Origin of the sequence: Paenibacillus sp. FSL W8-0919 (genome assembly GCF_038003785.1) — a bacterium.
GTDB lineage: Bacteria > Bacillota > Bacilli > Paenibacillales > Paenibacillaceae > Paenibacillus_AQ > Paenibacillus_AQ lactis.
The window spans coordinates 1-25,191 of sequence record NZ_JBBOPV010000003.1 but is presented as its reverse complement, the minus strand read 5'-3'; the positions used below and the strand labels follow the sequence as shown (position 1 = coordinate 25,191).

Annotated in this window: 29 protein-coding genes; 1 reads left to right on the top strand and 28 read right to left on the bottom strand. The window is 44.4% G+C overall.

The window, feature by feature from the left end:
• Positions 1-1,675 precede the first annotated feature (1,675 nt).
• The 3 genes from NST44_RS30965 to NST44_RS30955 form a co-directional block, all read right to left on the bottom strand.
• Entirely contained in the window at positions 1,676-1,927 is a 252-nt protein-coding gene (locus NST44_RS30965; RefSeq protein ID WP_340901529.1) for a hypothetical protein, read from the bottom strand.
• Between the two features lie 193 nt (positions 1,928-2,120).
• Positions 2,121-2,957 (bottom strand): ArdC family protein, encoded by an 837-nt coding sequence (locus NST44_RS30960; RefSeq protein ID WP_340901528.1) that lies wholly within the window; start codon positions 2,955-2,957, stop codon positions 2,121-2,123.
• Between the two features lie 96 nt (positions 2,958-3,053).
• Positions 3,054-3,206: an aspartyl-phosphate phosphatase Spo0E family protein gene (locus NST44_RS30955; RefSeq protein WP_340901527.1), complete on the bottom strand. Its 153-nt coding sequence runs from the start codon at positions 3,204-3,206 to the stop codon at positions 3,054-3,056.
• 985 nt (positions 3,207-4,191) lie between these two features.
• Here NST44_RS30955 and NST44_RS30950 point away from each other — a divergent pair.
• Positions 4,192-4,533, top strand: a complete 342-nt coding sequence (locus tag NST44_RS30950; RefSeq protein ID WP_340901526.1) for a helix-turn-helix domain-containing protein — start codon at positions 4,192-4,194, stop codon at positions 4,531-4,533.
• A 52-nt stretch (positions 4,534-4,585) separates the two neighbouring features.
• Here the strand turns inward: NST44_RS30950 and NST44_RS30945 are convergent, their stop codons facing one another.
• The 25 genes from NST44_RS30945 to NST44_RS30825 form a co-directional block, all read right to left on the bottom strand.
• Positions 4,586-4,897, bottom strand: coding sequence for a hypothetical protein (locus tag NST44_RS30945; protein WP_340901525.1), 312 nt, complete (start codon positions 4,895-4,897; stop codon positions 4,586-4,588).
• A 9-nt stretch (positions 4,898-4,906) separates the two neighbouring features.
• On the bottom strand, positions 4,907-5,593 hold the full coding sequence (locus tag NST44_RS30940; RefSeq protein ID WP_340901524.1) for a hypothetical protein: 687 nt from the start codon (positions 5,591-5,593) through the stop codon (positions 4,907-4,909).
• A 177-nt stretch (positions 5,594-5,770) separates the two neighbouring features.
• A complete protein-coding gene (locus NST44_RS30935; protein ID WP_340901523.1) occupies positions 5,771-8,065 on the bottom strand; it encodes a C40 family peptidase in 2,295 nt (764 codons plus the stop codon).
• A 12-nt stretch (positions 8,066-8,077) separates the two neighbouring features.
• Positions 8,078-10,453: a VirB4-like conjugal transfer ATPase, CD1110 family gene (locus tag NST44_RS30930; RefSeq protein WP_340901522.1), complete on the bottom strand. Its 2,376-nt coding sequence runs from the start codon at positions 10,451-10,453 to the stop codon at positions 8,078-8,080.
• Positions 10,395-10,805 (bottom strand): PrgI family protein, encoded by a 411-nt coding sequence (locus NST44_RS30925; protein ID WP_340901521.1) that lies wholly within the window; start codon positions 10,803-10,805, stop codon positions 10,395-10,397. The genes NST44_RS30930 and NST44_RS30925 overlap by 59 nt, the downstream gene beginning before the upstream one ends.
• Before the next feature lie 168 nt (positions 10,806-10,973).
• Positions 10,974-11,780, bottom strand: a complete 807-nt coding sequence (locus tag NST44_RS30920) for a hypothetical protein (RefSeq protein ID WP_340901520.1) — start codon at positions 11,778-11,780, stop codon at positions 10,974-10,976.
• 55 nt (positions 11,781-11,835) lie between these two features.
• Positions 11,836-12,213, bottom strand: a complete 378-nt coding sequence (locus NST44_RS30915) for a hypothetical protein (protein WP_340901519.1) — start codon at positions 12,211-12,213, stop codon at positions 11,836-11,838.
• A complete protein-coding gene (locus tag NST44_RS30910; RefSeq protein WP_340901518.1) occupies positions 12,179-14,128 on the bottom strand; it encodes a VirD4-like conjugal transfer protein, CD1115 family in 1,950 nt (649 codons plus the stop codon). The genes NST44_RS30915 and NST44_RS30910 overlap by 35 nt, the downstream gene beginning before the upstream one ends.
• Positions 14,125-14,466 carry a hypothetical protein gene (locus tag NST44_RS30905; RefSeq protein WP_340901517.1) on the bottom strand — a complete coding sequence of 114 codons (342 nt, stop codon included), beginning with the start codon at positions 14,464-14,466 and terminating at the stop codon, positions 14,125-14,127. Before NST44_RS30905 ends, NST44_RS30910 begins: the two co-directional genes overlap by 4 nt.
• Before the next feature lie 3 nt (positions 14,467-14,469).
• A complete protein-coding gene (locus tag NST44_RS30900; protein ID WP_340901516.1) occupies positions 14,470-15,294 on the bottom strand; it encodes a DUF3801 domain-containing protein in 825 nt (274 codons plus the stop codon).
• Between the two features lie 88 nt (positions 15,295-15,382).
• Positions 15,383-16,843 (bottom strand): relaxase/mobilization nuclease domain-containing protein, encoded by a 1,461-nt coding sequence (locus tag NST44_RS30895; protein ID WP_340901515.1) that lies wholly within the window; start codon positions 16,841-16,843, stop codon positions 15,383-15,385.
• Between the two features lie 6 nt (positions 16,844-16,849).
• Positions 16,850-17,164: a MobC family plasmid mobilization relaxosome protein gene (locus NST44_RS30890; protein ID WP_340901514.1), complete on the bottom strand. Its 315-nt coding sequence runs from the start codon at positions 17,162-17,164 to the stop codon at positions 16,850-16,852.
• Positions 17,165-17,348: 184 nt separating this feature from the next.
• Complete coding sequence (locus tag NST44_RS30885) at positions 17,349-17,999, bottom strand: DUF6036 family nucleotidyltransferase (protein WP_340901513.1); 651 nt, start codon at positions 17,997-17,999, stop codon at positions 17,349-17,351.
• A gap of 15 nt (positions 18,000-18,014) precedes the next feature.
• Positions 18,015-18,395: a hypothetical protein gene (locus NST44_RS30880; protein ID WP_340901512.1), complete on the bottom strand. Its 381-nt coding sequence runs from the start codon at positions 18,393-18,395 to the stop codon at positions 18,015-18,017.
• Entirely contained in the window at positions 18,392-18,736 is a 345-nt protein-coding gene (locus NST44_RS30875) for a hypothetical protein (RefSeq protein ID WP_197187506.1), read from the bottom strand. Before NST44_RS30875 ends, NST44_RS30880 begins: the two co-directional genes overlap by 4 nt.
• Before the next feature lie 22 nt (positions 18,737-18,758).
• Entirely contained in the window at positions 18,759-19,697 is a 939-nt protein-coding gene (locus NST44_RS30870; protein WP_340901511.1) for a tyrosine-type recombinase/integrase, read from the bottom strand.
• 67 nt (positions 19,698-19,764) lie between these two features.
• Positions 19,765-20,118: a hypothetical protein gene (locus NST44_RS30865; protein ID WP_340901510.1), complete on the bottom strand. Its 354-nt coding sequence runs from the start codon at positions 20,116-20,118 to the stop codon at positions 19,765-19,767.
• A 188-nt stretch (positions 20,119-20,306) separates the two neighbouring features.
• Positions 20,307-20,468 (bottom strand): hypothetical protein, encoded by a 162-nt coding sequence (locus NST44_RS30860; RefSeq protein ID WP_340901509.1) that lies wholly within the window; start codon positions 20,466-20,468, stop codon positions 20,307-20,309.
• Between the two features lie 24 nt (positions 20,469-20,492).
• A complete protein-coding gene (locus NST44_RS30855) occupies positions 20,493-20,717 on the bottom strand; it encodes a hypothetical protein (RefSeq protein WP_340901508.1) in 225 nt (74 codons plus the stop codon).
• A 56-nt stretch (positions 20,718-20,773) separates the two neighbouring features.
• Positions 20,774-21,112 carry a hypothetical protein gene (locus NST44_RS30850; RefSeq protein ID WP_340901507.1) on the bottom strand — a complete coding sequence of 113 codons (339 nt, stop codon included), beginning with the start codon at positions 21,110-21,112 and terminating at the stop codon, positions 20,774-20,776.
• 25 nt (positions 21,113-21,137) lie between these two features.
• On the bottom strand, positions 21,138-21,575 hold the full coding sequence (locus tag NST44_RS30845; protein ID WP_340901506.1) for a hypothetical protein: 438 nt from the start codon (positions 21,573-21,575) through the stop codon (positions 21,138-21,140).
• Positions 21,576-22,485: 910 nt separating this feature from the next.
• Positions 22,486-22,923: a hypothetical protein gene (locus NST44_RS30840; RefSeq protein WP_340901505.1), complete on the bottom strand. Its 438-nt coding sequence runs from the start codon at positions 22,921-22,923 to the stop codon at positions 22,486-22,488.
• Positions 22,924-22,977: 54 nt separating this feature from the next.
• A complete protein-coding gene (locus tag NST44_RS30835) occupies positions 22,978-23,757 on the bottom strand; it encodes a ParA family protein (protein ID WP_340901530.1) in 780 nt (259 codons plus the stop codon).
• 339 nt (positions 23,758-24,096) lie between these two features.
• Positions 24,097-24,411, bottom strand: coding sequence for a TraX family protein (locus NST44_RS30830; RefSeq protein ID WP_340901504.1), 315 nt, complete (start codon positions 24,409-24,411; stop codon positions 24,097-24,099).
• Positions 24,412-24,459: 48 nt separating this feature from the next.
• The coding region (locus NST44_RS30825; protein ID WP_340901503.1) for a 3'-5' exonuclease at positions 24,460-25,191 on the bottom strand (732 nt) is incomplete at its 5' end.

Here is a 25,191-nt window from a genome sequence, read left to right as displayed (position 1 = left end):
CTTAGCTACAGTCTGACTATCATCGTAAAGCTTGACCCACTGATAACTATTCCACACCTCTGCAACCGGCTCCCCAACAGGCTTTTTCCCCTCTTTTGCTAAAGCCGTTTTCGTTTTTAGATTCGCAGGGACATTAGCCCATCCGCCACGTATCCTTTCCAAATTACTCACCCCCAATATTAATGTTTTCGTAAATGTTAATGTTAATGTTATTATAATGCAAACCCTTATGTAAGACAAGGCTCCGGTTGGAAAAAACTGTTGTTGTGCCGCAGGTGCGGCAAACAGGTGTCTAAAAAGGTCTTGTGGACAACTCTATCTAAATTCAATCTTTATCCACAATCGCAATGAAAGGTAGCCGAGCTACGCTCGCCTTATAGATTAAAATCATCCTCCCCACGCCCGCCCCTGCGTTTGTGTGCTCGCAATTTTGTGCTTGACGGGGGGGTGGGGTTGTGATAGGCGGGTGGAGAGCTTGAGCGAGCGAGCACACGCCCCCCTTATAGCCGAAAACGGCATAAGGAGGGCTAGGCTAGGGTCAACTTAGGCGTAACGGAGCCGCCGTCGGTCGCTTCGCTTTTACTGTCATTCAACGTGCCCAGGTCGTGCTTTACCACGTGGCCGCATATGTTATTATGCGGCGCTCTGACAGCCAGCCTACGCCTTGCGGCGTACACGGACGGGAATATGGTCGATGGAGTCACATCGCCAATCTGGGACGATTGCAGGGGCGCAATCGAGCGCGAATACTCAAGGCCATTTAGCTGGCTTAATCATCCCCAAGCAGTTTAATTCCGGACGTCGCGCCGCCTACACCGTTTCAGGTTCGGACTTTTTCGCCGTTGGCCGCTTCTGGGGAGATCGGGACGACAAACCCGATGTGTGATCGTAATTCGACCATTTTTTTTACGTCGTTTTGGGTGGCATTCTGCTTAGTCCGAAAAAAGGCAATAAGAAACTAAGCATACGATGACCGTTTTTTCAAAAAATGGAAATCGTGCGCCTGATATTCGCTTTTGCTGTTTCGCTCTTGTATGTATCTCTAGCTGCTCGAATCTACTTTTGAAAACCAAAAAGCCCCTAACCGCCGAACTTCACAGGGCGATTAGGGGCCTATTTACATGTAGTAAAAAACCACGAACTTCCTTTCGAGACTCCTTGTAAATACCCCGAATTTTGGGTATACTAAAGGTATCTGAAAAGCTGTTGTGAGGCACCTGTTTCGCTGAATGTGGGTTCAGACGGAGCAGCAAACGAGTTGGTAGCTCGTTGCGGCCGAAACAATGGCTTTTATTTTGTTTTCAATTAATTTAATAGATTTAACTACATTATTCCACATCATTTTTTGTTTGACAAGCTATGATAGAGCCGACACAAAACGACATCGAAGAGCGCTTTGTGTCGAAGTGTATACAGGATGTAGCCGGGCGCTGCGTTAGTCGGGCGCGATCCGCGCCGGGCGTGTATACATTTTCTGCAACCGGCTTCGCTGCAGCCAGGACGATATGTATACATTTCCGCGCCTGGCCAGCTCATGAGATCCGGAAAAATGTATACAAAAAATTTTTTGGTCATGAACGAACAATCAATAGAATCACTTTTGTCCTTTGAGTGAATGTTTTTCCTACTTTTCCGCCCCCGACCGGGGAAGGGGCCCCGGTTGGGGGCGGCGCTTTTACGCCAAAATTGCGTTCACACGCTCTATGATGATACTTCGTTCTTCATCGTCAATCTGATCTAATATTGTTGCTGGATGCTCCCATGTCGCCAGCGCCAGAACATAATGATAGAGAACGCCCCGAACCAAAGGAAACAAACGGGATTCTATAATAGACCATCCGGGCGTATTGCTTAAATAGTGGTCGATCAATGCGTTTATTTCTTCCTGCGTGTAGGCCGTTCCGTCCTCCGCTCTATATACCATCATACAAAGCCCCTCCTTATGAAATCGACTTTAAGGCGTATTTATCTATAAGCAACCGCAATTCAATCCAGTTTCCGCCGGACGTCCGGACATACAAGCGACCATTCATTTTTTTTCCGTGGGTGTACATCGTTAATTCCCCCTGACAGATTATATTTTAGGTAGCTGCCGCCCCCGATCAGGGGGCGGAGCGCTGCTATTCGGTGGCTTCCTCAAATACAGTTCCCAAAATATAATCTGCCGCTTTCTGCGCTTGCGCTGCTGCCTGAACGATCAGCTTTTTATCATCCTTCAATTTTCGAAGCCAGCCGCCAATATAAGCGGCGCTATTTTGGATTGTGCTGTTATCGATTCCAGCAACGCCGCACAGCATAGCCGCGCCGATCTCGGCAACAAGTTCCTCTTTTGAATAGTTCTCGTCACCAAATGCGGCAATCTCGGTTATCCCGGAACGGTTTAACCGTTTGGAATGCCCTGTACTGTGTACATGCTCATGAAAAAGGGTGCTGTAGTATTCTTCCGGCTTGGGGTAATCGCATAGCGGCGGCACGCTTACAATATCGTCAGATGGTCGATAGAACGCCCGCCCGGAAGCAAAGCGAACGGGCGGCGCGTCTTTGTAGCTCGCACAAATCCGCTCGGCTTCTTCTATTGGGTCGTGGTCAAATGTTTCGTCGTTCCGCTTGGTTTCCAATCCTTCGCATTGCCGATTAATTTCAAACACCGTGTAATAACGCAGGAATGGGATTTTTTCCTTTTCCCCGGTTTCCTCGTCCTCTTTTTCAAGCCAAGTCCAGAAAACAACGAATTGCCCTTTCTCGCCTTTTTTGACTTTGCCCCCGGCTTCGCTCACCTGCTTGAAGGTCGCATACTCTCCCGGCTCCAGCAGCAGCGTATTAACGCCCCGATACGGCTTTTGTGTCTTCCAATTGACAGCCGCACCCACGCGCCACGGGCGACGCCAAGGCACAATTCCTTTTTCCAATTCCGCAATAATGCGGTCAGTCACCATTTCATAGATTTTGTTGCTCATGTGTTCCCTCTCCTTTACTTGTGGTAAAATAGAGGGGCGAAGGCTCGGAAAATTCTTCGCCCCGGCCCATTTGCTTCCCTAAAAGCAAGTGGGCTTTTAACATGCACTTTGACTCCCCTTCAGATATTGATTTAAAAGCTGGTCGAGTTCTTCAGATACCTTCAACACCTCCGGCGCTCCTAACCCTTTTTCAAGGGCCAAATTCTCCATTTCGCGCCGCTTCTGTTCGATTTCGTCGATCAATTCCATCGTGTTCACCTCCTTTCAAAGCTTGATATTTCCGCCCTCACCCCCTAACATCCGGAACCGTTTGCCGGTCTAGCCCGAGCGGCGATGAGCGGAAGGTTTTAAGGTTTGGAGCATGGATCTTCTATGCTGCCTTGCCTTGCGTATGTAGTTTTCAAAGAACAAAAAAACATCCGTATACCGTAGCCGTCGCAAATTTAAGATCATATCGGTTCTCGGAGCGCAAGGGCATCCCGAAGGGACGACAAAAATTTTTTGAGTGATTTCCTCAAAAAATTTTTTCGCCTTGCGCGGAGAGGTTCGATATGATCCCATGCGACCGGATGGCTACGGTATGCGGATGTTCCCTCTTTGAAAACGGAAGGAGCAAGGCCGGGATAAGGGATACGTATGCGCTCAAACCTTCCGCTTCCTTGAATCAGCTTGCAAAGGTTTTGCTTCCTTGCAGCCCCCGTGAAGAAAGTCAATGGAATCTACAGGGTCTTAGGCAGCTATGCTGCCTTAGACCCTGTGAGTCGCTTGACTTTTAGGGGGCGTCTACTGCGGGAGCCAAATAAAAAACAGCCCTTAAAAAATCAATTCAAGGACTGTTTCTCATGGTGGGTCTATGTTTTTATCCCGGCTGCGGCGCAGCTCCGTGTCCGCTCTCGGTCATGGCTGCCTGGGCAGGCTACCACAGGGCTTCTCATCGTCAAGGGTACGCTCCGCCGCCTCCGCTGGCGCTCCGGACGCCCTTGACGACGAGCCTCGCGCCCTGCGGTATCCAGCCATTGCGGCCATGCCCCTACCGCTCCCACTCCGCCCCGTCACATCGGCTACGCTTCCAATAAGGAGAAAATATCCGGTTACTCCCTTCGACGGCTGTATGTTCCATTATACAAAATGAGTCACAAACAGACAATAAAAATAAGTCTTTTGTCTGTTTACATACCTAAAAACACTACCCCGGATGGACTACACTTGAATTATTAAAGGTATGGAGTGAGAAATGGAACAATCTACATTAAAAATCATAGGAAGCAATGTCCGGAAACGCCGAAAATTGAAGGGAATGACGCAAGAGCAGCTTGCGGATTTGGCCGGAATGAGCTTTTCCTATCTCGGAAAAATTGAACGTGGCGAGTACAACGTAAAAATACAAACATTGGAGAAAGTAGCGAAGGCGTTAGAATGCAGTTTAGCAGCTTTGCTTTCCGACAGTGCTGCTTTTAAAGACGTGGAAATGACCGAACCAGTGCTAGAAGCTGCCGCCATACTTCTCAAGGAAAGCGACGAAAACCAACGTAAAGCTGTTGACATTCTTCGCTTCATCTTCCGAACCGAAAAATAAAAAAACGAACGATCGATTCTCCGGAAGAAAATCATCGTTCGTTATTTTTTGCTTACTGCCCTTCTGCTTGTCCTCCCTGTGCTTGACCTTCCTGTATTTCCTCTGAATCGCTTTTTTCAGACTTTAGAATGTGATCCAATTGACCGCTTTCAATCGCCTGTAAAACTTGCTTTAAGTCAAGTCCGCGCTTATTGACGACAACCATTGTTTCTTCAATCGTTTTTGCTTGCTGCTCATGCTCCAATTCCTTGATTTGCTTATTAACCTTACGTAACTGCTCGTCGATCTTTTCTTTTCTCTCCGTTAGTTTCTCCTGCTTCTCATACAATTTCAACAGCTTATCTTCAATCTTTGCCTCTTTCATTTTTTCCTCCTAAATATCGTAATAATCGTGTTTGTAGGCTACATGTCGAAAGGCAAAAAACAGAACACCCGCGATACAGCAAACGCCAAAAAATAAAATAATTGATGCGGCATCGTTCATTGTATTTTTTCCGGAATTAACTTGCGTGTTTGTTTTTAATTCAGGCTGTTTCGTAGGAGCCGGATCGGTCTGATTTTGTCGATTCTCGGAAACTGTAGCATGACTACTATCCATTTGTTCGAGCATCGTTTCAAAATCTTTTTCAGACGTTGGTTCCTGATCCGATGCGGGGGCATTCTCTTTTACAGGATTATTTTTTGCGGTCTGTTTTAATTCAATTTTTAATGAAAATGTTTCCTCCTTTCCTTCCTCAATCGTTAAATTTTCTGGATATTGAAGGCTGTAATCCGTCGCGTTTTGCCCGACGATGTTAATGAATCCAATCGTATATTTGCCGATTGGGATTTCTTCACTGGTTTTAAAAGCGTTAGCTGCATCCAGCCGCTTGATAACACTATTTCCGTCCGCCGTAGTAAAGTTAATCAGCACAGAATTTGAAAATCCTTGCGGCACAGTTGCTTCCAGTTTTACTTTTCCTACTTTCTCTATAGTAACTGGATTTTGAGGTTCCGCATAGGAGTAACCCGCGAAAAGAAATAAAAAAATCACTAAGGGAATTGCTATCTTGAACCGCAAATTTGTCATCCTCCCTTCAAAATTCCTGTATACAATTGATCCGGAGCCGCGGCAACGGCCGGGCGCGATCCGCGTCGCCCGTGTATACATTTTTCGCAGCCGGCGACGCTGCAGCCAGGACGAAATGTATACATTTTCGCGCCTGGCCAGCTCGTCAGATCCGGAAAAAAGTATACATCAATCGAAAATCAGCGGACGACGTGGATACTTGAACCCTTTATAGCTATTGACCACGACCCCCGAGCCGCCTTCACAATGAACATAGAGGTTCTTTCCGTTTTGATCTTTTCCAATATAGATTCCAACGTGGTTTACGCCTCCTTGCCCCGGCATGTTCTTAAACACCAAATCGCCGGGAATCAATTCATCCCAAGTAATAGACCTTGTGCGCGTCCACTGGTAAGATGTGCCGCCAGCCGAAAAGGTATTACCGAGTCCAGCCGTTTTAAAAGCCCAATCAATGAACCCGGAGCAATCCAATCCGAAAGGCTGGTATGTTCCGGTTGTCTTACTTCCGGGGGCAGTAACCAGCTTTGGCGTACCCCAATCATCATTCCAACCTGCGGGGCTTTTGCCGCCCCAAAAGTATTTAACTCTACCTTCCAGCGTAAGGCCCGCCTCAATTACGTCGCGTCTAGCACCGTCAATGTTTTCGCCTATCCTGTCGCGGATCGCTTGTAATTCCTCCGGCGTCAAAGGATTGGAACCGTAGTCAATGGAGTCAACTAAGTCGGGGAATTGTTCCCGAATAACGTCACTTGTAACTAGCCGTCTCGCCCACTCCTGCTGTTCTTCGTTGAACCCAATTTCACCGAAAATGTCTTCCATGCTATAGGAGTATATTTCAACGATCAGCCTTGTTTTGGTCACTGTTTCACATGTTCTTTCTTCACCGCTACCTGAACATTCTGTCTCTGTATAAGTTTCTTCCCTCGTCTCGATGCGGTTCATTAAATCAAAAATGGATTGCATATAAGTCTGTTGTTCAGGCGCAAATTCAAGTTCCTGCTCGTATTTAACCGCGACAATGGCTAATATTTCGACCCAGTTCGTTTGTAACGTGCCTTCCTCGTTCATGTACTCAATCCGAACGTCATCATAGTCGGCGTTTCTGTAGCTTTCGATTTGGTTTTTGAATTGGGTGTCCATATCTTTGATAAAGTCTTTGTACTTTACAATAGTCGATTCGTCCGCCATAAACGCCGTTCCAGCCGCAGCCGTATTCATTCCCCCGCCATTCGTGATGGTCATCATCAATACCAGTAAAATAGCCACAACAGCAGCAGCGGCCCATGTGTACGGATTTGCAGCAACAGCAGCCGCAGCCTTTGCCGCGAGTTGTTTTGCTACAAGCATAGCGCCCCGTTTCAGCGCCGCTGCTGGTGATGCAAGAACCTTCTTCAATCCACTTTTAAAGGCATTGTTACGAGCCGCCGTTGCCAAGGCTTTTTTGGTTAAAAACTTGTTCCCTGCTGCCGCTGCCGAGCTTGCACTTTTTATGTTCCGGACACGCATAAAATTCTTCGGACGGGCCATGCTTTTAATAGACCTGCCCTTGAATCTATCAACGCCTTTGAGTCTATCAACCGCCGTCGATATTTTCCGGTAGGATCGTTTTGTCTTAGAAATGCCAGCCTTTGAATCTAGCAGCGATTGAATTGCTATATTATGTTCTTCGTCGGCATGACTATCCAAAGCATAATAGGATTGCCGAAGAGACGTTTCCCGCAATTGCCGCATATTACGCTTCATACTTGCCGCCGCTGCTGTTTTCAGGGTCGCTTGAAATCCTGTACTAGCTCCGCGAGAAGCAAAGGACGTCTTGTATTTTCCTCTTATAAATCTCGTTGTATTGCTCTTGAGCTTCCCCGAATTTGCTTTCAGTTTTTTCAGATGATGGAGCTTGATTTTTCTTACGGTGACTTGTTTTTCCCCGATGGAATACCTGCGCGGCGGTATTGACCGCGCAGGTTCTTTAGCCCGGAGAGCTTCCATACGAGACTTGCGAACGTGCAGCGTCCTTATTCTGGACGCTTGCAGTTGTTCGCTTTGGAGGCCTTCTGTGCGAGCCGTCCGGGGCGTTTCTCGCTGCTCACTCCGGATTGCCGCATTATGCTGCGAAGGTTCTTTTTTATTGGCCCGGAGAGCTTCCAAATGAGACTTACGAACATGTAGTGTTCTTATCCGTGACGCTTCTAGCTGCTCGCTTCGTATAGTCGCCTTGTGCGGCGACGTCCGGGGCGTTTCGCGGTTCCGGATAACAACCTTTTGCGCTGCCACTCGTGACGGCTCGGCCTGTTCGCACCGGATCGCCTCCGTGCGGGCCATTCGGGGTGTGTCACTGCGTTGTTCGCTCCGGATCGGAGAGCTAGAGCTTCCGACCCGGACATGTGTTTCAATGAACTTTTTGTTTAATCCAGTAACTTTAACAGGCTGCACTTTCCTGAAATTTGTGGTTTTGATTCGCTTCAATTCACTCCCCCCTTATCGGGCCTTCGCTATACGTTCGACTCGTTCGACTTCATCAACCTTCGTCGTCATCATCTTGTACAGCTTCGTGTTTTTCGGGAACTTATCCGTAAACGGTATGATGCTGTTTCCGATGAATAGCAGCCCTTGCCCGCTGTCTGAATTGGTCACATAGCTAAGTTGCGTATCCGAAATATTAAGCAATGCTGCAAGCTCGTTCCGGTCGCTCGTCGCCTGGTTAAGCATCATCAAGAAGTCACTGTTTGAAAGCATCCGCCGCGCAAGCTCCGATTTAAGCAAGTCTTCGACGTTTTGGGTAATTCCTGTCGGAACCCCTCCCCACTTTCTGGCCCGTTTGTACAACTCAAAGAGGAAGTTAGCGGAATATTCGTTTGCGAAAAGCAAATAGATTTCGTCCATGTACAACCATGTTCTCTTACCTCGGTTTCGGTTCATGGTGATCCGGTTCCATACTTGGTCAAGAACAATCAACATGCCCATTGTTTTCAACTGTTTCCCAAGGTCTTTAATATCGAAGCACACAAACCGATTATTGATGTCGATATTTGTCTTATTACTGAATACAGACAGGTTGCCTTTTACATAAAGCTCTAGGGCGGTCGCTATTTGCTGCGCTTCTTCCTCATGTTGGGTACGCAGCACATCATAGAAGTTATGCAGCGTCGGCACATCGGCCATATCGAATGTTTGCAAATATTTGTGATAGGTGAGCTTCAAGCAACGGTCAATGATTGATTTTTCCCGTGGTGTCAGTCCATATCGTCCGCCTAAAATGACTTCGCAAAGCGACAGGATAAAATCCGATTTGAGCATTAGCGGATCGTCTTCGTCGGAATAGTCGATGGACATATCCAGCGGATTAATGTAGTTCTTCGATCCCGCGCTAATATGGATGACCTCGCCTTTGAAGTTCGTAACCAAGTTGGTATATTCGCGCTCCGGGTCAATGATAATTACATCGTCGTCCGTATTCAGGAGGACATTTATCATTTCACGTTTGGCCGCAAAGGACTTACCTGATCCCGGCGTTCCCAAAATAAATCCGTTCGGGTTCTTGAGTGTTAAACGGTTGAACATAATGAGATTCCGTGAAACGGCATTTTGCCCGTAATACATGCCGTTCTCCTGAAATAGCTCCTGATTGGTGAAGGGCATGAAAACAGCCGTACTTTCGGTTGTAAGCGTTCGGGAAACGGAGAGCAGGTTTAGACCGTACGGCAAGCAAGAATTTAACGCATCTTCTTGCTGATAGTGCAGAGTTCCAACCTGACACAAGAATTTATTCGCTTTGGCCGCAATATCGCGGCCATCTTTATTTAGGCTTTCTAGGTCGTCCGCAAAATGAAGGATGACAATATTCACAAGAAACATCTTTTGGTTTTTGTTTATTAAATCGTCCAGCAGTTCCTTGGCTTCTTCAAGAGAATGCTTTAGTTCGTGCGGAATGAAGGCTTCCAAGTATCCATTTTTCAGACTTCGCTTTTGGTACTCGATTTTATTGGCTTCCATTCCGGTCATTTGCTTTTTAACAAGCCTTAAAGCCTTGTGGCTGTCAACTGGCTTTATATTCAGCGTAAGCACCATATTAAAGCCGAAGTCAGTAATTTCGCTTATCAGCTTGTCGTTCAGATAGGAGGGCAGCTCCTTGATATGAATCGCTCTGGCGTACTTGTCTCCGATCATCATATGATCGCGTTTAAACGTGAACGAATCAGGGGCGATCAAGTCTTTTGTAATTAGCCCCTTACGCTTATGCTGGATCGGATCGTAATTAAACTGGCCTTCCTGCCCCATTCGGTAAATATCGTGAAGAAGCTCCAGCCGTGTTTCCAATTCGGCAGTTTGGATATTACTTCCCATTCGTTTGAAAACAGCTTGCATTTCCGTTTCCATCCGCATAAAGGTGTTTTGGGCTTCTTCTATTGATTCAGCTTCAATTGATACGGTAATGCATTTCTGCTTTGTTAATTCGTTCTTTCCCCCAACGACCTGCCTTTTGAGCATCCCGTTGTACTCGTCTCGAAACTCTTGTAAATGATCATTTTTCTCTTTCAGCAGTACTCGGCTTTGCAATTCATCTTTATTAAAACTCTTGTTTACGATTGTCACCTGTAAGTCAGTGGAGTTATCGAAATAGTTCAGAAAATCGCAGTACCGGACAAAAATTTCTTCCTGGTCTTCCTGTTTCGATACCTGATAATTAATGTCCTCGAAGATGAATGATTTAGAATAGCGAGTACGCCCATGCTGCATGATGCCGTCTTCAGTGCAAGCCGTATAGGGAATGGTTTGTTGAGTGGTTTTCGGGATTTTAACCTTGCGCTTGGACGTTGTTTTTTTCTTTTTTCCGCCGAGTAAAGCCGAGAACATTTTTCTTCCCCTCCTCTGTTTTCTCTTTAAATTTGTTCGTAACGTCAAACAGGTTAACCGTTTTGTACTTCCGCTTTTGAGGATAGATAAGCTCCGTTTGGAGCATTGCTTTCACGAATTGTTCAAACGTCATTCCGTTATAGTTGAAAAAGCCAATCAAGAAAATGGGTATGGCAATCAGTATTACAATCCAACTGGCGGCGTCGGCTCCAATGTAATCCTTACCGAACCAGTACAAAGGTACGTTAATGGCTAACGCGATTATCGAGCATATCAATTGTCGTAGGTTTAGACCAAAGAACAGCTTTTCTTTAAACTGGCGAATCTCTTTAGGTATGCGAATTTCAATCATTCCGGAATCCCCCCTCCTGTATACATTTTTGTGTCCGGATCTCGTCACCGGCGATTCCGGATGTATACATTTTCGACGAGCTGCAGCTCGCCTGGTCGTCAAAAATGTATACACCAACCGCGCCGATCGACGACGGCCAGCCGCACAGCGGCGGCGGCATTGTATACATTAAGCGCCCGTCAGTTTTTTGGCCCATGAGTTGGATTTTATGACGACAATCAAGAGGGCCAAAGCAGAAAGTACACCTTTCCAAAGCGCCATATTTGCCCCGTTGCCTGTAAAGGAACCAAGCGTGATATTAGCCGAAATCGCAATATACACGATGCAGCCAATGATAATAATGATCCCCTGTAGGCAAACAGCAGCGTAATCCAAGATGAAGCGTTTTGCTGTTCCGTTCAGGTTGTCATTAATGGCCGTTGAAATTGGGATCGGGGAAACTGCCGTGTAAATCATCAGTTCAAAGAGTCGCCCGAAGACGACAAGGATGATTACGACTTTTATCACCCATATGCAAATTTCAAACGGCAAAAGTTTAATCGCGAAGAACTTCTTATCGAACCAACCGAGACTGTTGTATTCTTCTTCTATCGCATCATAGTCCACGTAAATATTTGCATTGCTACCCTGCAAACCAACCATATTCGTTATGTGCGCCGATATAGCAAAAATCGCGTCAAGCAGATCGAAGGCGTGTTCCATAATGAACTTTGCAAAAATGAGCTTAACGCAACACGAAACAACTGTTTCCCACTTAAAAAATTGAAAATTGACGGTCTTGCTGAAAAAATCGAGTAGGAAATATAGTGTCAAAAGGCTGTAACCAACCGGGAGAATGGCCGAATGGATGTCTTTAATGGTGGCATACAGTCCCGGATAACTGGCAGGGCCTTCATTGACGAGAATTGCGACGTCATTTACAACCTCCACGAAGCCGTCAAACGCTTCTTTGATATTGTCTATCGGGCTTGCCATCTACTTCACCCCTTTGAAAGAAAAAGGGCGCTTTGCGCCCCCTTCTTCTGTTTTCTCACAGCCCGAACAGAGACAAGGACTGTGTGAGGCCAAAGACAAGGAAGCCCGCAGCCAGTGTTTTCAGCCCTCTGATTTTTCCGTCAGCGTCGTCATTTTTGAAGCCCAACGCCGTCTGTACCCCGCCAAAGAAAGCGACGATCAAGCCGATCCGGCCCAGCCATTTCGCAATTACATCGATCAGGTTATCCAGCTTATCCAGACCCGCATCAGATGCAAACGCTGGACTAGCAACCGTCATCAGTACCAATGCCGTAACAGCTACCTTCATCATCATTTCTTTGTTTTTGAAAATGTTATTGAAAAAGCCTTTCATGTTTTTCTCTCCTTCATCTATTTGGTTATTTAGTTTCTTGCAAAATTGCTTCCATTTCATCTGTACTGTCCTCCAGCAGTTGCCCGACATCAACAATATTTGCATCCTGCAAAGCAGCGTCTTCCATATCCAGACTTCGCATGTTATAGACCGAAAGTTCTTCATCGGTACTGGTGGCGCTGGCCGTGTTGGCCGCTGTGTCGTCCATACTGGTCGTATCGTCGGTGCTGGCGGTGGCTGTGTCTTCGGTGTTCTCTGTGAAGCTCACCCCCATTGCAGGATCAAAGAAATACTGGTCGTTTGCGTCGTACAAAAACTTATAATTTTTGTGCTTCTCCAGCTTGAATTTGTCGCTGTAAAAGGGGCTTAACCCCCGGACAAACAAGATGCACTTTTCATTTGGCATTCTGGATATTTCGTCGATTGTCATTAATTCACGACCCTGTATGCCATAGCTGACGCTTGTTGAACCGCTTCGTCCTCTGGATCGGCTTGACGTGCTTGTGTCGATGGTGGTTTTACCAAGCCCTTTATTGACCCATTCGAGCGTTGAACGCTCCTGGCCCCCCAAGAACAGAATTGAATCGCAGTTACCGACAATCGTTTCCCAAGCGTCTTTATACAGGTTTTTAAGCTGCGCCATATTTTGAATGATCGGCGTTACCGATATATTCCGGCTCCGCATTGTAGCTATCATTTTGTCAAAGTCCGGAATTTGGCCGATGTTTGCGAACTCGTCAAGCAGGAACCGAACATGATGCTTCAAACTTCCTCGGTTTTCAAAGTCGGCCACGTAATACAAGGAATCGAATAACTGGCTGTACATCATGGCAGCTAGGAAGTTGAATGTTGTGTCACTGTCAGGAATAAGCACGAAAAGCGCTGTTTTTTCATCCCCCAGCTTCGTAAGTTTCAATTCATCCTTAGACAGCAGTTCTTCAATTTCAGAAATTCCGAAAGGCGAGAGCCGGACGCCAGCAGAAATAAGAATGCTTTTCGCGGTTTTACCTGAAGCCATCCGAAAAACGTCGTACTGCTTTACGGCCATGTGATTTGGTTTTACCTCCCTCAACTTCTCAAAGAGGAAGTCAAATTCACTTTTAAATTCCTCGTCGTCTTCCTTGACTTCGGCCAGCCGTAGCATTTCAAAGACAGTCCCGAAATGATGTTCGGATTCCCGCAGTTCGTAATAGATATAGAAAAATATAGCCTGCAAGAGCGCAGTTTCAGCTTTTTCCCAAAACGGATCGCCGCCGCTATTTTTATTCGGGTTTGTGTTTTTGATCAGAAGATGTATGAGCTTGAGGATGTCAGATTCTTTTCTGATGTAAGCAAAAGGATTGTATTTGGAGCTTTTAGAGGGATCAATGAGGTTAAAAACTTTGATGTTATATCCCTGACTCCGAAGAAAGTACCCTGTATCGCGCAGCAGTTCTCCTTTGGGATCAGTTACAACAAAGCTGGTGTTTGCTTGCAGTAGGTTCGGCTTTACAACGAAACGGGATTTACCCGTCCCTGCGCCCCCGACGACCAAGATATTTAAGTTTCGCTTGAACTTCTTGGTATTCAGGCTAAGCCTTTCAGTGTTGGTCAAGATGACGTTATTAAGTGGGTCCTTATCCGCGATTTTCTTCCGATCCGCGCTGCCTCCCCACGTGGCCGTTCCATGTTCCTTTCCTCGCATAAAGTTTTTCTGGACGGTTATTCGGTAAACCGCAAAAAGAAAGAAAGCAAGTAGCTCCAGAAAAAGTATTCGCAGCGTTTTTTGATTAACGCTCGGAGCCTCCATGTTTTCGATTCGCTCAAAGGATGATGTTATGTAACGCTCAAGCTGCTGAATCTGAAACTGTTCCTTTGACGACTCGATAACCTGAACAAAATGAACCGTGAAGTAAGCAACAACGAGATATAGAACAGCAAGAAACAGTAGGAAGTTTCGCGTTCGCTTCCGTTGCTTATCCGGATCGACATTCATCTTGCTATCCCCTTCCTAACCGGGGGATCGCTCGCCTTTTGCTGCTCTGTGACTAATGATTTGATTTCTTCCCGCTTTTCGAGCAGCGAGCTTTTTTCCGGCAGCTTCGCAAACCCACCTCCGTAACGATGTACTTCCTCGGCTATTTGCTCCGCCGTGCCGACTGATTCAACCCCGGCCCTAATATCGTCCGGCCTTGTAACGTAATCGCGGTTGATCCGCTGCACATAAATCCTGCCAGCGGCTTCTTTGCCAACAATAAACTCTTGTTGTTCTCTGTCCTTCAATTTCTTTATGATCTCGGAAATGTTCTGGACGGTTAGACGATCCTTCGTCATTTGTTACCTGCCCTCTCTTTCCTTAGTTTTCGTTCTCACCTGCACCCTTTCTTTTTGGCCGTTTACCATTGATTCAACTTCTTTCCTTTTGTCTGCGAGTGTCGGTCTTGCATCCCATGTATTTCGGTGCGTCTGGATTTCGGTCTGACCGATTACATTGCCTTCCTCGTCGCGTTCCTTTTTAACAACGGTGACGGGTTGCCTTCCCTTGTTTTCAAATTCAGCCTCATCTCCGACATCGACGCCACCTTCACGAATTGCCCTTTCTAAATCCACGCCCCAAATTGTTTTTTCTCCCTGATCCGTCATGATCTTGGCATAGTAGCTTTTTTCATTGTTCGGATCATGTTCATATGGAGCCTCACCGTGTTCGAGCAACTTCCCGACTATTTTACGATCCCGATTTTTTTCACTTTCGGAATTTTCAACTTCGGTCGTTTCTTCGTTTTCAATGGAATGCTCACCAATGGATTGCTCAATAAGGTTCTTCAAGATGCGTTTTATTCGGGCTTCTTCGCTGCTTTTGTAAAGGATCGCGTAACTATCCGCATTTTCTTCTAGCGCGGCAAACGTAACTCCATAAAACTTTGCTTCTGCAATGAAATCGTTCATTTGATCCTTCGGCAAGTCGAAGACTTTAATTTCCTCGTTGCTTTCACGAAGTTTTTTCAAGGAAACTTCTCCGGCTTTATTGCCGCTTTCCTTTGCTTTTTGGATCAGATACAAAAGAAGCTGTTTCATCGTTTCATTAGTCATCTTTGCAGCTTCTTTTGATAATTCCGTCCCGACTCTCGTTGCGACATTTGCGACATCCGTTCCTAAATCCACTTTGCTTTCCCCCTCCCTGTAGAAATTTGGAAACGAAGTTCTGATTTAAGAATAGCAAGTTTTTTAAAAATCATCAATACACAAAAAATCAAAATTCGAGTTCTTCTCCCTTTTCTCGTTTTTTACTTTTTGGCGTTTTTGTCGAAATGTCATTTAGCGTTTTTTCGATCTGATTCAGTTTCTTCATTTCATCATTAAGTAGTTCTTTTCGCTTATTCAGTTCTCCAATTTTTAGAGAGTGATTTTCAAATTTCTGAACAAAATCTGAAATTTGGTTTTCGTCGATTTTGAAATTTTGTAGTTTTTCCCTCGCATTCTCAAACAGCGAAATTTCAGAACTGTATTTGTTCTTCAAAATCATTTTTTTCAAACCAGCAGAATTATACTCGTCAAAAAACGGCTTGTATTTCTGATAAGTATTCACACTTTGCATTGCTAATTCGAGTTTACGTTTAACTTCTTCCGCTTGATTAATTACGCGAATCACTTCATCAAGTTTCGCTTTTACGTTCTCTTTTTCGGAAAGCAACTCCGATTTACTCCGCAAGTTTTTCTCATTAATGTACTTCAACTGACTAGATAACTTGCTGATTTCTAAATCAGCTTTATAGTTCCTCTTTACTACCTTTCCATTAGAAGCATTTCGATCTGACACCGTTTTGAGAAGAACAATCGCAAGAGCAAAGTTAACGGCCAACGATCCGCGCTTATACCGATACTTGAAAGCAGCATCCCGGTAACTTTGTTTTGACATCCTGTTTTTGACACGGTAAACACGGCGGCGGCTCGATGTTTCCAGCCCGAAGCTTCTATAGAGTATCCGCTCCTTTATTTTTTCTTCTTCGTATTCAGGCCCAAGTGTTTTCCCCCTGACGGATCGGCCCATGTCAGGCAGCCGGAAAGTCATATATTTAACATGACCCTGCTTAATGGTATATCCCATTCCCCGCATCTTATTTAAAAACTCGTCAAAGGAAGACGAATCCGAAATAACGGAATCAATGTCTTTCTTAATACGAGCTTTCCACGATGTACCGGACTTTTCTTCTTTCCATTCCTTATATGACTTTGATCTGGATTCCTTGTTCGGTGGAATAATGCTTAAATCATGCTCTTTTGCCACTTCATCAGAAAACTTCCTTGCATCGGCCAAACTCTTTTTGCAAGCATTAAATTTCTTCCCTTCAAGGGAAACGGAATTTACAACGATATGGTTATGGATGTGATCCTTATCAATGTGAGTGCTGATAATGTATTGGTATTTATCGCCCAGGAGCTTCTTGGCCCACTCCATTCCAATTTCATGAGCCTTGTACGGATCGGTAAGCTCATTTGGTTTGAACGATTGCATGAAATGGAATCCAAGCGTTCCCTTCTCTTTTCCATGCTTCTTCTTGTTCGCCATCATTTGCTTATAAGCAAGCTTTTCGTTCGTGGCGCAATTCACTCCGGAAACAAGAATCCCTTCATCTGTCTTTTTATCATTCACGATGTAGTTCAGGGATTTATTCAAGGTCGATTTAATTGTTATTTGCTTCACGTAAGGCATGAGGCATCACCCTTCATCGTAAAAGCTTTCAATCAGTTTATAAACTTCGTCAATTCTTGACCGAACAGACTTTAAATCATCTTTAGATAAATAGTCAAATTCATTCGCCTTCCGTGCAATCTGATTTATGTTGTTTCCGATCTTGTTTATCTCATAAACAAGCTTTTCAACTTCGTCAAAATTTCTAATTACAATGTATCCTTGCGTGCACATTTTTCTAACGTACTGACTTCTTTTCAAACCTGCTACTTGTGCCTTTTTATCAATTATCTCTAGTTCATCTTGTGTAACCCGAACTTTGATTAGCTCTGTTTTGTTCATGGCTGGAAAGCAACTCCTTTCGCAAATATAACGGGTCTTAGGGCAGCGCCCTAACAAGCATGTTTTTCGGATTTGTGGACACAAATCCAATGCTTGCTATTCCTTCCCCGAACCAATCACATACCCCTATACTATCAGCAATCCCCGGCTTTTTAAAGGCAAAAAAAATACGCCAATCAAACGATTAGCGTTCTTCCCCTCTTTGTTTCTTTATATCGTTTATTTTATTGTTTTCTGCTATCGGTTTGTCATCACTTCTTATTTCGTTCAGCTTATCCTGCAACCCCGGCCTTTGCTTCTCCCTCTCTGCGTTAACCTCACTTAGAACGTCTAGGGCAAGGTATTGATTCATTACGGATAACTTCTCTTTATAGGTGTTCTCGGACATGATTTTTAACAACGTATCCCCGTCGGTAATGTTCAATTTTTTGATTAAAAACTTTGCGTCGTCTCTATCCGAAGTGCTGGAACGTAGAGCCATGAGTTTCATTGCAAGTAACGCTTCTGCCGATACGGTGCTGACTTTCAAATTCCCAAAATCGTAAACAACCTCGGATTTCATATTCGGATGAAGAAACCCTTTTACTCCGTCATTGATCCAACCCGAATCTAAGTTGTTTGCTTTAGCGATCCTTTCAGCAATTTCGTTGATTCGGCTTTTTGGTTCGTATAAGGCATCTATATCTTTCGTGCTTGGTCGTGCTTCATGAACTAAGCACATCGAAGCTCCGCCAGAAATAAGAATTTCCCCTTTGTCGCCAGCAGCTTTTAATTCGTCGTTGATTTGCTTCAAATACTTTATCATTTCGCTTTTCTCAAGCTTGAAGTTTTCCATTAACTACACCGCCCCTTAAACGCGATCAAGCGCATTTTCTTTCACAAAAATGTTTCTGATTTTAAATTCATACGGACTGACATCCTCCAAGTATTTTTTTAAAATCTCGTTATTTTTGTCGAAGATGTCGTAATGCGGTTCGGTCAGAATGTATTTTTCTTTATGAACCCATTCCGGAACGATCAGCTTAAAATCATTTGCCAGCTTGTGAGTCATTGCGGCAACGTCGCAATAATAAAAGTGTTCGACATTAGGAAATGCTTCCGGTTCGTCTTTTATCATTTCGATTCGCTGCTGATCGGCGGCAGCATAAAATGAATCCAAAAACGCAGAACAACAAAAATTGAATTTTTCTCCCTTACTCACAAATTCAATAATGTCCTTTACAGTAATCATCCTTTTGCCCCCCAAGAGTTAATTTCTTTATCCCGGTTCCTTTGAACGATCTCGCGTGCTTCGTCAATTGAATAGCCTTTACGTACGTAAAAATTTTCTTCGATGTATTGAATGTGACGATTTACTTTTTCCGGCATTGTTTCCGGTGTCCAGTTTTCCTCAATCGCCCTTCTTAAAAAATTAAGGGGAGATTTTACAGGGCGCGGAGATTGCCGCATAATCAGAAGTAAATCAAGTGTTCGCTCGAATGCTAGTGGCTTTAAAAGCTCAATTACTTCAAATGAAGGATAGGTCAATGTTGCAATTTGGTACGCTTTTGTAATAGCTGCGATTTTATCCATGCTTCTTTTCCACATCCTCTAGTTATACTGATGACAAACTTTCCAGCGCTTCTCTCCGTTCCTGCGTACTCGATTTTGTGTAAATTCTCGTATAGTTAATATTAGAATGTCCAAGGATGTCCGCGACTCTTTGGATCGAATATCCGGCCTCAATAAGATCATGTGCTAGTGTATGTCTTGGGACGTGTGTCGTTAAATCGGGTATTCCCGTTTTTTTGCTAAGTGACTCATATAGATATTCAATGCCTCGCTTTGTTAGCGCCCCTCCGCCACGCGAAGACGTGAACAATTTTTTAGTTTCTGCTTCGCCGCGCATTTCCATCCAATCAAGCAAGGCATTTCGAAGTTCTTTGTTCATTTCAACTCTCCGGGCCTTTCCGCCCTTTCCATCACGAACGAAAACATAACCTGTTTCAAATGAAATGTCTTCCGGCTCTGCGTCAACAACCTCACTCACTCTTAACCCTGCAAGAAGCATCAAATATACAATGGCCCGATTACGAGCGAATTTCCATCTGTTCTTTTTCTCGGCCTGTTCGTCTTCGATCACGCGAACTAATTTGTTTCGTTCGTTACGTTCCAACCAGCGCGGCTCTGAATCAAAATCTTCATTGACTTTTTGCGTCTTCAACTTCACAGCCGGATTCGTTTTTATTAATCCCATATCCTTTAAGGAATTGAAAAACGTCCGGATCGACACTATACAATTGTTCACGGAACTGATTGAATACTTTTTAGTCTCACCGTTTCTTTTCTGGAATGTAGCTTCGTTGATTAAATACTTTTTCCATTGCTGCATGTCGAGAGCGGAAACATTGTTTGGATCGAAGGCGGTTTTAAGTAATTCTTGATGCCACTCGACGAACTGATTCGCAACCTGAATGTATCTCGCTATCGTATTTTCACTTGCTCCATCTTCTCGCAATGCCATTTCATATTTGCTTATCAATTCATTCGTCATAAAATCACCCGTCCATACACCTGTTGCCGCACCTGCGGCACGGCAACGGTTTTCTCAAATTGGTTTGTCATCCCCTTAGCTTCACATAGGCTTTAAAAGCATTCATGCCTATCTGCGGCGTTGATCGGAAAACCTCCATCAGAAAATCAATCGTTTCACCCTCGGAAGCTAATCCAATTTCATTTTGAAATTCGATTAACCGCAGCTTTCTTTCTTCTCCTAAGTTTACATCTTCCCTGTTCTGCCGCGCTCGCTCCGCTTCGTTTTTCTTTTGTTCTTCCTTACGAATTTCTGCGTTTCGATTCCTATCCTGAATCAGCCGAACAATGACGTCTGGTAAGCTGCTGCAATGTAGCTCCCTTTTTAAGTCCTCAAGTTCCTCTTTCAGCTCTATCGGAACTTGAATCGGTGTTCTACTCATATTCTTCCCCCTTGGTGTATACATTTTTCCGGATCTCGTGAGCTGGCCAGGCGCGAAAAAGTATACATTTCACACAGGCTGCAGCGTCGCCGGTTCGGTTAATTGTATACATGCGCGGCTCGGATCGCGCCCGGCCATTGCCGCGGGCGCTCGCTTTATGTATACAACTGCTGAATTGATGTCCTTGGTCAGAAAACTTCTGTAACTTCAAAATCCTCGAATGGAAAAAGCGCCTTTAATTCCTCTCTCACCTTTTCGGCTTCATCGTAGGTTTTATAGCTCACTTCTTCGTCAAGGTTGTCGGGGTTTGTGCTCGTGAATTTCATGGTTTTTCCTCGCACTACAAACATCGAAAATCCCTCCCCGTTTATTGGTCAAAAAGATAATTGCCTATTCAAGACGTCAGCCTTTTCACGGAACGTCTTGTCCTTCGGGAGCGTTATTTTATCGTACTGGTCATCATAGACGGCCAGCAGATAGGCGATAGCCTCCGAATCGGTTGCATACCCTAATTGATCGCGCAAAGCTCTTATACGGGCTTTTACGCCGCTGCTACAATCAAGTCTTGGGCGTTTGTCTAACGAGGTGTTGCGCGGCATTTCCCCCTCCCCTTTCACGACCCAAATTTTCCATTCTGTGACCCTAAAAACTGGTTTTACGACCCTTCGCTTTTCAGAGCATTCACCGCATAATCAATAGCTTTTCGACAATTTCGGACAAATGGATATATTTCTGCGTCCCATGCTTCCGCATCGTCCATTCCGTTATACTCCGGCCAAGCAGCCATAAGTGCAATTGCTTCTTCGCGGTCAATATCATTCGGAACAGGAGAACCTTCCAAGTGTGCAATAGCGTATTTAATGGCAAGCGTTGTTCTTTGCACTATCGGCCAAACAGGTTCTTCCTCCGGCGGTACTTCCCAACCTAAAGGGGTATCCATCCCATTAAAGGGAATCCACTTTCTAAGAAGCCTAGCCGCTCTTGCGTTGTCCATTTCATGCACAACCTTTCAATTGGTATTAATACGAGGATCGCTCGTAAACTTCGCGTGCTTCCTCGATACTCGTTTCATCGAACATGCTGTATATTGCCCGGATAAGTTTTTCCGTCTGTTCCTCGCTATAGCCGAGCCGCTTTGCTCCAAGTATCGCGTAACCAAGACAAGCGTTATTACTCCAAGTCGCTTGGCCCCATACATCGCGTTCTACGAGCTTCCGAAGGTATTCTGAACGATTCCCTTCCGCCCTGCGTTCGACACGTTTCCAAGCCGATTCTGGCAGCGTGAGGGATACTTTCTTTGTAATGCCTATAGGTGGTCTTCCGATCTGGCCTATCTGCTTGACGTTCAGTTGTCCAGTCGCAAGCTTGTACCTACAATCGACGCAAAGTATTATTTTCTCCCCTCCGGAAACAAAGTCGGTTACATCATTCGTGCTGCCGCAAGCCATGCAATTCATGTCGGTATCATCCTTCCGTTTTGGTTACTTAAACTATAGCTGTTTAGGTTACTTTAATTATAATACTTTAAGTAACCTAAAGTCAAGGATTTTAAGTTACTTAAATGCAGGGATTTTAAAGTAACCTAAATCACAATATATAATTATGTACCGAAAATTTACTGTTATTTTAACATAGTTATGTACCGAAAAACAACGATTTAGGGAGTGTTTTCGGTACATAATTTATATTATGTACCGAAAAAAAACCGCCCTTCAAAAAGAGCGGTTCTCCACTTATTCTAGCGCCGAAAGTCGGTTATTGATTGCTTGACTATAGCCGAGTGTTTAAGTTCTGTCTTGTCCTCATTCAGAAGATGTTGATTCGAGAGAATCCGGATTTTCTTCATATACTCCTTTGTTTCCTTTGACGGTTCAGGGAACAAATGAATACCTTCATCTAAGAAATACTTCTTGCCATTCTGTGACAATGAACTCCCTCCCCTACTGATTTTGTATACAGCGCTGCCGCTGCTGCGCGGCTGGCCGCTGTCGATCGGCACTATGAATGTATACATTTTTGGCAACCTGGAGAGCTGCAGCTCGCCGGAAATGTATACATTCGGAAACGCCGGCGACGAGATCCGGACATGTTTTTGTATACACGCAGCCTAGCGCGGTCTGTTCACATAGAACTTTATGAACCAGCTAATGTACATTGGAAGTCCAAAGATTGCAACCATTAGCAGCTTGTCTGTCCACGGGCCAACGATGTCTGAAAATATGATAATAAGCACCATGCCTATTGTGATAAGCCTTGCCAGCCGACCGAATAGGTTGGACATTTGATAGCAAACACACAGTACCACTAGAATTATCAGGTACCATTTCAGCGTTTCGTCCACGCAATCACCCGCCTTTACTTCTTAAATTATTCTCTCCTCTCTGACAGAAACCCTTTTTCGATAAAATACCTCTTAACCACGTCATTCACTAATTTGCTCTGCGCTCCACGCCCCCGGCCTTTCGTCAATTCTTGAAGCTTTTCCAATACGTCGCTCTCGAAGTAAATCCCTGTAGGTTTTTTGTTTGCTGGCTGCTTCGTGATGCTTGATAGAATGTCATCATCATCATATACGTTAATGTTGTTGTTATCGTTCCTATTTCCAGCATTGTTTACATTATCATTTTTGTTTTCGTGGACGTTATTATCATTATCACCGTTTTTGTTTTCGTTAACGTCATTATTGTTGTTAACATTAATATTTTCATCAATGTTTTTATTATCGTTTTTGTTGGTGTTATCATTTTCATTTCCGACTTGTGCAACATCACTGAAACTTGCAATTGATCTCCTTGGCTTGCTCACTTGTTTCACCGTTCCTTTTCGTTAATATTAACAGAAACAATTACATTAACATTATTATATCAGTTCTTTAATTTCTTCGTACAGTTCAAAATAGTTCTGCACTATTTGCGCTTTTGCATCTGCCGACAAGGTAGCTGGCAAGCGCTCAAAGGCAACGCTCGACGCGAAACGTACCGAGCGCGGAATAACCACATCAAACATCTTAATGTTCTGCTGTAGGCAATATTTCCGGCATTCTGTAATGATTTCGGAATGCAGCGTCGTTCTGGAATCTACCAACGTCGCAACCACACCTAAAATACTAAGCTGCTTATTTGTCTGCTCCTTAAAATCATGGATTGCCTTAATGATTTTTATCAAAGAGCGCATCGAGTAGCTTTCCGGCTGGAACGGTATTAATACATTGTCAACGTAACTCAACACGTTCCCCTGAACCAGCCCAAGGTTTGGCGGTGTGTCAAAAAGAATGCAATCGTATCTGTCTTCAATCATTTTTAAATGACTTTGTATCAAGCTGAACGGCTTCGGGAACTTGTTCCGATCCGCTAGAACATCAAATTCAAAGAATGCCATATCGTCGTTTGCCGGGAGCAAGTCAATGTTTTCATGAACCGAAACGATAGTTTTATCAATCTCATGGCCGTTAACCAGTACATCGTAAATTGAGGATTTCAACGTGTCCGGATTTCCGCCAAACGATACATAACAGTTGCCCTGGTTGTCCGTGTCTACGATAAGCACTTTCTTTCCTTCTTTCGCAAACACTCCGGCCAAGTTGGTCGTAATTGACGTTTTGAGGACTCCGCCCTTATTCGTTGATACGGCGATTTTCATTTTCACAACAATCCCTCCATCATTATAAATATAGTTATATGTGTTAATATTAATGTTAATGTTGATAAAAATATAATAAACCCGCGATGATCGTAAGGTGTGCTGGATAGAAGCTCCGCCACATCCAGCGCGGGACTCGTCCCACATAAAACCCAGTTTTGATTAATGCCGTTCCCAAGACACTAAAAACCTGTAGGGGCATAATCGGCAAAAACAGGGCATTCAGTACCAAGTGCAATAAAATCTCGCTTTTTGAGTAATGGAAGATCAGCACCAAGAACAAGACGTAGCAGCCATATTCAAAAGGAAATAGTTCTAGGGCCAGCGCCGCCCCCCCGATCAGCAAGACTTTCCACGTTGTATTTTCATGGAGCCGAGCAGCTTCAAGACTACCAAACAAAATATGAGTGTCCCTATGATATTTATTTCCGAATCGCTTACCGCCAGCATAAAAGGAATCTGTGAAACTGCCCCAAGCATCATCAGACGGCAAACATAACGCCGAAAACTGGAAGTGTGCCGGAACCCTTGTACAATTCCAAAAGCGTAAATAGGCAGCGCCAGCCGCCCGATAATCCTATAAGTAATTTCTACTGGAAAGAACACAATTCCTATATGGTCAATTAGCATAGAGAGCATCGCCAAATATTGCATGTACTCCCCCTAATGTCATTATAAATGATAACATTAACATTAATAAAATTATTTTAAAATAGCGTTGGTTTCCAAAGATAAGCCAAGTTCATTCCACTTACTCCGAATTACCGCTAATGTTGACCGACAATCCTCTAAAGCCCGATGTGCTGTATAAATTCCGGAAGCATCCTGAAGACTGATTCTCTTTTCCGATCCATTAGAAAGGCGATAAGCTTCCATGACACAACCCCATTTAAACCGGACTGGTTCAATTCTGTTTCGCTTACAGCTATTTTCAATCATCGTTTCGTCAAAAGCCGCATTGAAAGCCAAAATATATTTGTCCTTTAATAGTGAAAGGACATGAACCCAAACATCGGCCCAAACCGGAGCATCGACTAATTGATTATTAGTGATCCCATGAATTAATGTGGCCGGGCTGTCATCAGCAACCGAATGAACTGGCTTAACAAGCGAATGAAACATCGTATTACCATTTCGGTCTATAATTCCTATTTCTACTATCTCGCCCTCCAAGTCTGTCGTTTCAGTGTCCAAAATGACAATATCCTCATAAAACCATGATTTGAACATTCTTTCGCCCTCTGCCATCATAGAAGCTTTCCGTCTCTCCCAAAGCATCCAGTCAATGCAGTTTCTACATATCAGGCTACCATCCTCTTGTTTGACGATCTCCTTTGCCCCGTAAATCTCGCCACACTCTGAACATGTACGATTTGCTTCCGCTGCTTTTCTCGCCTTTTCAAGAGCCACAAGCTGCTTTTCTGTGGCACGCTT

What these genes read in the sequence shown, in the direction of transcription:
- NST44_RS30965 (WP_340901529.1), bottom strand. Translation starts at nt 1,927, where the DNA reads ATGATGGTATATAGAGCGGAGGACGGAACGGCCTACACGCAGGAAGAA.
- NST44_RS30960 (WP_340901528.1), bottom strand. Translation starts at nt 2,957, where the DNA reads ATGAGCAACAAAATCTATGAAATGGTGACTGACCGCATTATTGCGGAA.
- NST44_RS30955 (WP_340901527.1), bottom strand. Translation starts at nt 3,206, where the DNA reads ATGGAATTGATCGACGAAATCGAACAGAAGCGGCGCGAAATGGAGAAT.
- NST44_RS30950 (WP_340901526.1), top strand. Translation starts at nt 4,192, where the DNA reads ATGGAACAATCTACATTAAAAATCATAGGAAGCAATGTCCGGAAACGC.
- NST44_RS30945 (WP_340901525.1), bottom strand. Translation starts at nt 4,897, where the DNA reads ATGAAAGAGGCAAAGATTGAAGATAAGCTGTTGAAATTGTATGAGAAG.
- NST44_RS30930 (WP_340901522.1), bottom strand. Translation starts at nt 10,453, where the DNA reads ATGTTCTCGGCTTTACTCGGCGGAAAAAAGAAAAAAACAACGTCCAAG.
- NST44_RS30925 (WP_340901521.1), bottom strand. Translation starts at nt 10,805, where the DNA reads ATGATTGAAATTCGCATACCTAAAGAGATTCGCCAGTTTAAAGAAAAG.
- NST44_RS30920 (WP_340901520.1), bottom strand. Translation starts at nt 11,780, where the DNA reads ATGGCAAGCCCGATAGACAATATCAAAGAAGCGTTTGACGGCTTCGTG.
- NST44_RS30915 (WP_340901519.1), bottom strand. Translation starts at nt 12,213, where the DNA reads ATGAAATGGAAGCAATTTTGCAAGAAACTAAATAACCAAATAGATGAA.
- NST44_RS30910 (WP_340901518.1), bottom strand. Translation starts at nt 14,128, where the DNA reads ATGAATGTCGATCCGGATAAGCAACGGAAGCGAACGCGAAACTTCCTA.
- NST44_RS30905 (WP_340901517.1), bottom strand. Translation starts at nt 14,466, where the DNA reads ATGACGAAGGATCGTCTAACCGTCCAGAACATTTCCGAGATCATAAAG.
- NST44_RS30895 (WP_340901515.1), bottom strand. Translation starts at nt 16,843, where the DNA reads ATGCCTTACGTGAAGCAAATAACAATTAAATCGACCTTGAATAAATCC.
- NST44_RS30890 (WP_340901514.1), bottom strand. Translation starts at nt 17,164, where the DNA reads ATGAACAAAACAGAGCTAATCAAAGTTCGGGTTACACAAGATGAACTA.
- NST44_RS30885 (WP_340901513.1), bottom strand. Translation starts at nt 17,999, where the DNA reads ATGGAAAACTTCAAGCTTGAGAAAAGCGAAATGATAAAGTATTTGAAG.
- NST44_RS30880 (WP_340901512.1), bottom strand. Translation starts at nt 18,395, where the DNA reads ATGATTACTGTAAAGGACATTATTGAATTTGTGAGTAAGGGAGAAAAA.
- NST44_RS30875 (WP_197187506.1), bottom strand. Translation starts at nt 18,736, where the DNA reads ATGGATAAAATCGCAGCTATTACAAAAGCGTACCAAATTGCAACATTG.
- NST44_RS30870 (WP_340901511.1), bottom strand. Translation starts at nt 19,697, where the DNA reads ATGACGAATGAATTGATAAGCAAATATGAAATGGCATTGCGAGAAGAT.
- NST44_RS30865 (WP_340901510.1), bottom strand. Translation starts at nt 20,118, where the DNA reads ATGAGTAGAACACCGATTCAAGTTCCGATAGAGCTGAAAGAGGAACTT.
- NST44_RS30860 (WP_340901509.1), bottom strand. Translation starts at nt 20,468, where the DNA reads ATGTTTGTAGTGCGAGGAAAAACCATGAAATTCACGAGCACAAACCCC.
- NST44_RS30855 (WP_340901508.1), bottom strand. Translation starts at nt 20,717, where the DNA reads ATGCCGCGCAACACCTCGTTAGACAAACGCCCAAGACTTGATTGTAGC.
- NST44_RS30850 (WP_340901507.1), bottom strand. Translation starts at nt 21,112, where the DNA reads ATGGACAACGCAAGAGCGGCTAGGCTTCTTAGAAAGTGGATTCCCTTT.
- NST44_RS30845 (WP_340901506.1), bottom strand. Translation starts at nt 21,575, where the DNA reads ATGAATTGCATGGCTTGCGGCAGCACGAATGATGTAACCGACTTTGTT.
- NST44_RS30835 (WP_340901530.1), bottom strand. Translation starts at nt 23,757, where the DNA reads ATGAAAATCGCCGTATCAACGAATAAGGGCGGAGTCCTCAAAACGTCA.
- NST44_RS30830 (WP_340901504.1), bottom strand. Translation starts at nt 24,411, where the DNA reads ATGCAATATTTGGCGATGCTCTCTATGCTAATTGACCATATAGGAATT.